Here is a 7472-nt window from a genome sequence, read left to right as displayed (position 1 = left end):
TCGTGAGACAGTTCGGTCCCTATCTGTCGCGGGCGTAGGAAATTTGAGAGGAGCTGTCCTTAGTACGAGAGGACCGGGATGGACGCACCGCTGGTGTACCAGTTGTTCCGCCAGGAGCATAGCTGGGTAGCTATGTGCGGAAGGGATAAGCGCTGAAAGCATCTAAGCGTGAAGCCCCCCTCAAGATGAGATTTCCCAATTAGTAAGACCCCTTGAAGACGACGAGGTAGATAGGTTGGAGGTGGAAGCACAGTAATGTGTGGAGCTGACCAATACTAATCGGTCGAGGGCTTATCCTAAAAGATTAAACCCCAAAAAGTGACGTGAAGCTTTGTAGCAACACCGAAACCTTTTCGGGGGACCCGGATGAACATCTAGCATTAACTTTCGCATTCAGTTTTCAGGGTGCAATGTTTTGGAGTCTGACTAGTGCAGACGAAGAAACGCACACAGCACTTGGTCGTGCTGAACCTGAATTTCATATTGGCTAATGCCAATGCTGTTTGGTGGCGATAGCGGAGGGGTTCCACGCGTACCCATCCCGAACACGACCGTTAAGCCCTCCAGCGCCGATGGTACTTGGACCGCAGGGTCCCGGGAGAGTAGGACGTCGCCAAGCAGTTAATATTCCCTGATAGCTCAGTTGGTAGAGCACTCGACTGTTAATCGAGTTGTCACAGGTTCGAGTCCTGTTCGGGGAGCCATGGAGAGATGTCCGAGTTTGGTCGAAGGAGCACGATTGGAAATCGTGTAGGCGCCACAAGCGTCTCGAGGGTTCGAATCCCTCTCTCTCCGCCAGTAATTTGGCCCGTTGGTCAAGGGGTTAAGACACCTCCCTTTCACGGAGGTAACAGGGGTTCGAATCCCCTACGGGTCACCATTTTATGAATGAAATTACGTAGTACAGGGTACTAGTCAACTAGATAGGAACCATCTGAACAGGGTGGGATCATTACAATCAAATTTGTTAGTATCCAGCGTGAATATCGCGGGGTGGAGCAGTTGGTAGCTCGTCGGGCTCATAACCCGAAGGTCGCAGGTTCAAGTCCTGCCCCCGCAACCAAATATGTAATCACTATCTTATATAGGATTGCGATTGAGTTGTTAAGGACACTTAGCTCAGCTGGGAGAGCACCATCTTGACAGGGTGGGGGTCAGCGGTTCGAACCCGTTAGTGTCCACCATAAAGAGCTATGAAATAATTATTGATAGATTAAGATACATAGCATTTATATGAAATATTATATGGACGCTTAGCTCAGCTGGGAGAGCATCTGCCTTACAAGCAGAGGGTCGGCGGTTCGATCCCGTCAGCGTCCACCATTATATCGCGGGGTGGAGCAGTTGGTAGCTCGTCGGGCTCATAACCCGAAGGTCGCAGGTTCAAGTCCTGCCCCCGCAACCAAATATGGAGCTGTGGTGTAGAGGCCTAACATGCCTGCCTGTCACGCAGGAGACCGCGGGTTCGAATCCCGTCAGCTCCGCCATTTTTCTTCTTGAGAAATGATCAAATTGAATAAGGCCCGTTGGTCAAGGGGTTAAGACACCTCCCTTTCACGGAGGTAACAGGGGTTCGAATCCCCTACGGGTCACCATTTCTCTCTTATGAGAGCCATTAGCTCAGTTGGTAGAGCACCTGACTTTTAATCAGGGTGTCGAAGGTTCGAGTCCTTCATGGCTCACCAGTTTGTGCAATTTTCAGCCTGATGCGGAAGCGTCGGGCTTTTTTTGTCGTTGTTTGGACAAGGAGAGCTGATTCAAGAGAGCGTAAGATGCACTGAGTACGCAATCTTTGATATAAAGATGCTAATTTGTACTCCCCCTAGAATAGGATAAGGGCATGCTCTATTGATGTTTTATTCGAAAGACATTATGATTAAAGGAATAGATAACTAACTCCTTTTATAAAAGGGTTTCAATAAGGTGGGACGTTATGGTGGTAGACAAAACCGTTAATATTAAGGAATTCAATCGAAATCGAATATATATGCTGCTGCGGCAAGAAAAAAACTTATCTAAGCAGGATATTGTGCAGCATTTGCAGATTAGCTTACCAACTATTACGCAGAATTTAAATTATTTGCTGCAGGAGAAGCTGATTGCGAATACGGGGACCATTGGTAATACCGGAGGACGCAATGCACAGGTCTATTCTTATATCAGCGATGCCAAAATCGCTATTGGCTTAGATATTACGCGGAACCATGTCACAACTGTGGTTGTTGATTTAAATGGGGATATTATTCATATAAACAGAAGAAGACAAAAGTTTGAAACCTCGGATCCTTATTTTCAGCTATTGGGAAATATCATTCAGGAGGATATAAAAGAACTGGATATTGACGATTCGAAAATATTAGGTGTCGGCATCGGGGTGCCGGGATTGATTACGGAAGACCACCAGACTGTCTTTTACGGGAAGATCCTGAATTTCACCGGAGAGACGCTGCAGCGCTTCACCAAGTACATACCGTATCCGGCCATTCTTGTGAATGATGCGAATGCGGCTGGGTTCTCGGAAATATGGGCAACGCCGGACACGAAAAATGCTTTTTATATTTCTCTTAGCAATAATATTGGTGGAGCCGTTTATATTGGAAATAAAGTGTTTGCCGGAGAGAATCAAAAGAGTGGGGAAATCGGGCATATTACGATCATTCCAGACGGTCTCCCTTGTTATTGCGGTCAAAAGGGCTGCCTTGAGGCATATTGTTCAGCTTCTTTATTAGCAGATACAGCTGATGGGAGTTTGGGGCGTTTTTTTGAGGAGGTACAAGGTGGCAACCGTGAGAAGCTGATCGTTTGGGACAACTATTTGCGCCATCTTTCGATCGCCATTAATAATATTCGCATGCTGTTCGACTGTGACATTATCCTTGGCGGTTACGTAGGGGCTTATATGGAGAATTATATCGATACGTTGAAGAAGCTGGTGGCCAGCCGCAATACGTTCGAAGATCATGCAGATTATGTGCGGATTTGCAGTTATAAAACGGAGGCTATTGCGGCTGGGGCTGCTCTGCCCTTCATCGATCAGTTCATTAATCAAATATAAGAAGATACCAAGCTTATAACAATCGCATGGAGTCGGTTTAAAGGAGCCCAGTTCCTTTACCTGCTTCATGCGTTTTTTTATCTTTCAATCGGCTGAACAAGCAGGAAATGCTTCGCATCTTGTGCTGCAAAATAATACTTATTTTTTAAATTGCATATTGACAAGAAGGACGAGAGGGAATATCCTTGCATTAAGTAGTTTTATAAAACACTTTAACAAAAGCAATTTACTTATTGGGGAGGCGGATGCATAATGAATCAACAACAATCTACCAGCTTAAAAGCCACGACAGGGAACGTACCAGCAACTATGAAAGCGCTTGTAGCGTATGGGAAGCATGATTACCGCTTTGAAGCCAACTATCCTACGCCTGAATGTGGGCCAGACGATATGATCATTAAAACGGAAGCATGCGGCATTTGCGCAGGAGACTTGAAGTGCATGCATGGCGCAGCAATGTTCTGGGGCGACGAGACACAGCCAGAATGGGTGAAGCCTCCGTTTATTCCGGGGCATGAATTTTTAGGAACAATCGTAGAAATTGGCGAAAATGTAACCGATTTCAAAATTGGGGATCGAGTAACTGCGGATCAGATCGTTCCTTGCCAAGAATGCAGATTTTGCAAAAGAGGGGAGTACTGGATGTGCCAGCCCCATAACATATTCGGTTTCCAAGGCTCGAACAACGGGGGAATGGCGGAATATGTTCGATACCCGAAAACGGCGGTTGTCCATAAGGTGCCTGGACAGATGGAATTGGAGTCCGCGTTGCTGATTGAGCCCTACGCTTGCTCGAAGCATGCCGTGGATCGGGCGCAAATCGGATGCGAGGACGTCGTCGTTATCTCTGGGGCGGGGCCTCTCGGTTTAGGAATGATCACATATGCGAGAATGAAAAATCCAAAAAAATTGATTGTGCTGGATTTGGTTGAGAACCGTTTGGAAAAGGCGAAGGAATTTGGCGCGGATATCGTCCTCAATCCGAAAGAGACGGATGTGGTTCAAACGATTTTGGATATGACGGAGGGTTACGGTTGCGACATCTACATCGAAGCTACAGGTCATCCTTCGAGCGTAACGCAAGGATTGAGCATGATTCGCAAGCTTGGACGCTTCGTAGAATTCAGCGTGTTCGGGGAGCCGACTACCGTGGATTGGTCCATCATCGGCGACCGCAAGGAGCTGGATGTATTGGGATCTCACTTGAGCCCGTATTGTTACCCATTCGTCATTGAAAATGTTGCAAACGGCAATCTGAAAACGAACGGCATTGTGACTCGCAAGTTCCCGATTGAGCAATGGGAAGAAGCCTTTGAATATGCGTCTGGTAAGCATGGTGACTTCAAGGTAGCGATTACGTTCTAAAAAGGGTGAATGCTAAATGGAGAAATATGTAGTTGGAATTGATTATGGCACATTAAGTGCCCGTACGATACTTGTTAACGTATCCACTGGAGAGATAAGTGCATCTGCAGAGATGAACTATCCTCACGGCGTAATGGATCAGGTGCTGCCGGACGGCGTAACGAAGCTGGGGCCGGATTGGGCTTTGCAGCATCCGCAGGACTATTTACAATGCACCACTGCAACGCTGGCAAAGGTTCTGGAAACGAGCGGCATTGATACACGGCAGATTATTGGCGTCGGCACCGATTTTACGGAATGTACGATGCTTCCCGTAAAGGCGGATGGAACGCCCCTGTGCATGCTGGATGCATACAAGAATAATCCGCATGCGTATGTGAAGCTGTGGAAGCACCATGCGGCAGCAGAGGAAGCCAACCGACTGAATGATATAGCCCGTATGCGGGGCGAGGAATTTTTGGACTTCTACGGTGGGAAAATTTCTTCAGAATGGATGTTTCCAAAAATATGGCAAATTCTTAATGAAACACCCGAAATATATGAAGCCGCTGATCGGTTCATGGAGCTTGCCGATTGGATTACACTACAGCTAACTGGCACAGAAACACGAAATAGCTGCACAGCTGGATATAAGGCCATATGGCACAAGCAAAATGGATTTCCATCAAATTCATTTTTGAAAGCGCTCGATCCAAAGCTGGAACACGTCGTTGACGAGAAAATGTCGAGAACCATTTATCCGGTCGGCACCAGAGCAGGATCAATTACAGAAGAGAGCGCAAAATGGACGGGGCTGGCTGCAGGGACAGCGGTATCCGTAGGAATAGGCGATGCCCATTGCGCCGTAATCGGCTGCGGGATTACGACTCCCGATATTTTATTGATGGTGATGGGGACATCCGGCTGCGACATGCTGGTCAGTGAAACGGCAGTGAAGGTGCCGGGCATTAGCGGCATTTGCGAGGACGGCATTTTGCCTGGGTTCTACGGCTATGAGGCAGGGCAATCCTGCATGGGAGACCATTTCTCATGGTTCGCGAATCACTGTGTGCCAGAGCGCCTAGGGCAAGAGGCCAGAGCTGCGAACAAGCATGTGCTGCAGCTTCTCAATGAGAAGGCAGAGAAGATTAAGCCCGGCGCCAGCGGCTTGATTGCGCTGGATTGGTGGAATGGAAACCGTTCCGTTCTGGTGGATGCGGATCTGACAGGATCAATGTTCGGCATGACGACGGCTACGACAGCCGAAGAAATGTACAAAGCATTGGTTGAAGCAGTTGCATTCGGGAAGCGGATGATTATTGAGAACTTTGTACAGCACGGAGTTCCGATTGCCAAAATCATGGCTACAGGCGGGATTGCGGAAAAAAGCCCATTCATTATGCAGACCTTCGCGGACATCATCGGCATGCCGATTCACGTCGCGGCAACTCAGCAAGGAACAGCGATGGGGGCCGCCATGCTCGGAGCCGTAGCGGCAGGCAGTACTAATGGAGGATACGACTCCATTCAGCAGGCTGGGAAAGCAATGGGTGGAGGCATTAAGAAAACGTATGAGCCACAAGGTAAGCACCGGGTCATTTATAATCGACTCTATGCCCAGTATGTGCGGCTGCATGATTATTTTGGTCGCAATGAACAGAGTCCGATTAAACAATTGAAAGCGATTAAATTGGAAGTGATGGGTGGAGAGAGTTCAAATTAACATCTTTATAGAATAGCTGCATTACGGACAGTAGAAGAAGGAATAGATCATCCAGGAAAGAAGTGATGCACTTGAAAGACAAACATATTTTGGACAAAATAGGTATTCCTTCATCTCTAGCTTGGGGCTATCTCGGCATTCTGATCTTTATGATGGGGGATGGTCTGGAGCAGGGATGGTTAAGCCCATATCTGGTTGAACAGGGACTCACCGTACAGCAATCCGGCATTTTATTTACGGTATACGGGGTTACGATTGCATTGTCTTCTTTCCTGTCCGGATTATTCGTTGACGCGATTGGACCTAAAAAAGCAATGTTAACCGGGTTAATCCTATACATTCTCGGTTCCGTAGGCTTTATTGGTTTAGGAATTACCCAGCTTTCATTTGCAACGATGCTGCCGACGTATGCGTTTAAGGGTCTCGGCTATCCTTTGTTTGCATACTCTTTCCTCGTCTGGATCGCTTATCAGACACCTCAGAAGAAGCTGGGAACGGCTGTCGGCTGGTTCTGGTTCGTGTTCACTGGGGGCATGAACGTACTCGGCGCATACTATTCCACCTGGGCATTGAAGCACTTGGGGCATATCAATACACTATGGAGTGCAATCGTATGGGTACTGCTTGGGGCATTGTTCGCACTGGTCATCAATTCCGGCGGCAAGCTGGATAAGTCCAAGGCAGAACAGCATGACAACAAAGTAAAAGAGCTTGCCAAAGGATTGGCAATTGTCAAAAAGGAACCGAAAATCGTATTGGTCGGCTTAGTTCGCATCATCAATACGGCTGCACAATTCGGCTTCCCCATATATATGCCGCTATACATGGAGAGTCAAGGCATTAGCATTTCGTCCTGGCTGCATTTATGGGCTATGATTTTTATCGGAAACATCGCGTTCAACCTGCTGTTTGGCATTGTGGGCGATAAGCTTGGCTGGAGAAATACGGTAATGTGGTTTGGATGTGCAGGCTCGGCCTTCTTTACGATTTTACTCTTTTACGTTCCTCAACTTGCGGCAGGCAATGTATGGCTTGTGCAAATTGTCGGGATTTTGTGGGGCGGATGTCTGGCAGGCTTCGTGCCATTGTCTGCGATAGCCCCGTCTTTGGTAAAGGAAGAAAAGGGTGCAGCGATGTCAATCTTGAACCTGGGCGCGGGATTGAGCGCATTCGTTGGTCCAGCTCTTGTTGCTTTATTTATTGGAAGCCTCGGTTACGCCGGCATTACGTGGCTATTCGCTGGGCTATTTGCAGCAGCAGGCGTTATGATGATTTTTGTCACGCTCCCTGCTGAGGACAAAAGAACGAAGGACGCGAGTGCACACACCGAAATTGTAAGCGCTTAATAAG

At 47.7% G+C, this 7472-nt stretch carries 4 protein-coding genes, 10 tRNA genes and 2 rRNA genes; all 16 read left to right on the top strand.

Going from position 1 to position 7472, the window contains the following annotated elements; all coding sequences use genetic code 11:
• Window positions 1-299, top strand: a 23S ribosomal RNA gene (locus BLS15_RS11885); the annotation flags it as partial.
• Between the two features lie 203 nt (window positions 300-502).
• Window positions 503-619: ribosomal RNA gene (rrf, locus tag BLS15_RS11880) — 5S ribosomal RNA — on the top strand.
• 9 nt (window positions 620-628) lie between these two features.
• Window positions 629-704: transfer RNA gene (locus tag BLS15_RS11875), tRNA-Asn, on the top strand.
• Window position 705: 1 nt separating this feature from the next.
• Window positions 706-798: transfer RNA gene (locus BLS15_RS11870), tRNA-Ser, on the top strand.
• A 7-nt stretch (window positions 799-805) separates the two neighbouring features.
• A tRNA-Glu gene (locus BLS15_RS11865) sits at window positions 806-880 on the top strand.
• Between the two features lie 107 nt (window positions 881-987).
• Window positions 988-1063: transfer RNA gene (locus BLS15_RS11860), tRNA-Met, on the top strand.
• Between the two features lie 45 nt (window positions 1064-1108).
• A tRNA-Val gene (locus tag BLS15_RS11855) sits at window positions 1109-1184 on the top strand.
• Window positions 1185-1247: 63 nt separating this feature from the next.
• Window positions 1248-1323: transfer RNA gene (locus BLS15_RS11850), tRNA-Val, on the top strand.
• 6 nt (window positions 1324-1329) lie between these two features.
• Window positions 1330-1405 (top strand) — tRNA-Met (locus BLS15_RS11845).
• A gap of 5 nt (window positions 1406-1410) precedes the next feature.
• Window positions 1411-1487: transfer RNA gene (locus BLS15_RS11840), tRNA-Asp, on the top strand.
• Between the two features lie 33 nt (window positions 1488-1520).
• Window positions 1521-1595: transfer RNA gene (locus BLS15_RS11835), tRNA-Glu, on the top strand.
• 14 nt (window positions 1596-1609) lie between these two features.
• Window positions 1610-1685, top strand: a tRNA-Lys gene (locus BLS15_RS11830).
• A gap of 248 nt (window positions 1686-1933) precedes the next feature.
• Window positions 1934-3055 (top strand): ROK family protein, encoded by a 1122-nt coding sequence (locus BLS15_RS11825; protein ID WP_021257051.1) that lies wholly within the window; start codon window positions 1934-1936, stop codon window positions 3053-3055.
• A gap of 252 nt (window positions 3056-3307) precedes the next feature.
• Window positions 3308-4420, top strand: coding sequence for an MDR/zinc-dependent alcohol dehydrogenase-like family protein (locus BLS15_RS11820; RefSeq protein WP_021257049.1), 1113 nt, complete (start codon window positions 3308-3310; stop codon window positions 4418-4420).
• A 16-nt stretch (window positions 4421-4436) separates the two neighbouring features.
• The gene (locus tag BLS15_RS11815; RefSeq protein WP_028531410.1) at window positions 4437-6122 is read left to right on the top strand and encodes a ribulokinase; all 1686 of its coding nucleotides are present in this window, start codon (window positions 4437-4439) and stop codon (window positions 6120-6122) included.
• A gap of 65 nt (window positions 6123-6187) precedes the next feature.
• Complete coding sequence (locus BLS15_RS11810; protein WP_021257047.1) at window positions 6188-7468, top strand: MFS transporter; 1281 nt, start codon at window positions 6188-6190, stop codon at window positions 7466-7468.
• Window positions 7469-7472: the final 4 nt, after the last annotated feature.

Source organism: Paenibacillus sp. cl6col (assembly GCF_900102125.1).
GTDB classification, from domain to species: domain Bacteria; phylum Bacillota; class Bacilli; order Paenibacillales; family Paenibacillaceae; genus Paenibacillus_B; species Paenibacillus_B suaedae.
This window is presented reverse-complemented; position numbering and strand designations above follow the sequence as displayed.

Excerpts from the sequence above, each read along its gene's own strand:
- BLS15_RS11825 (WP_021257051.1), top strand. The coding sequence starts at position 1,934 with ATGGTGGTAGACAAAACCGTTAATATTAAGGAATTCAATCGAAATCGA.
- BLS15_RS11820 (WP_021257049.1), top strand. The coding sequence starts at position 3,308 with ATGAATCAACAACAATCTACCAGCTTAAAAGCCACGACAGGGAACGTA.
- BLS15_RS11815 (WP_028531410.1), top strand. The coding sequence starts at position 4,437 with ATGGAGAAATATGTAGTTGGAATTGATTATGGCACATTAAGTGCCCGT.
- BLS15_RS11810 (WP_021257047.1), top strand. The coding sequence starts at position 6,188 with ATGCACTTGAAAGACAAACATATTTTGGACAAAATAGGTATTCCTTCA.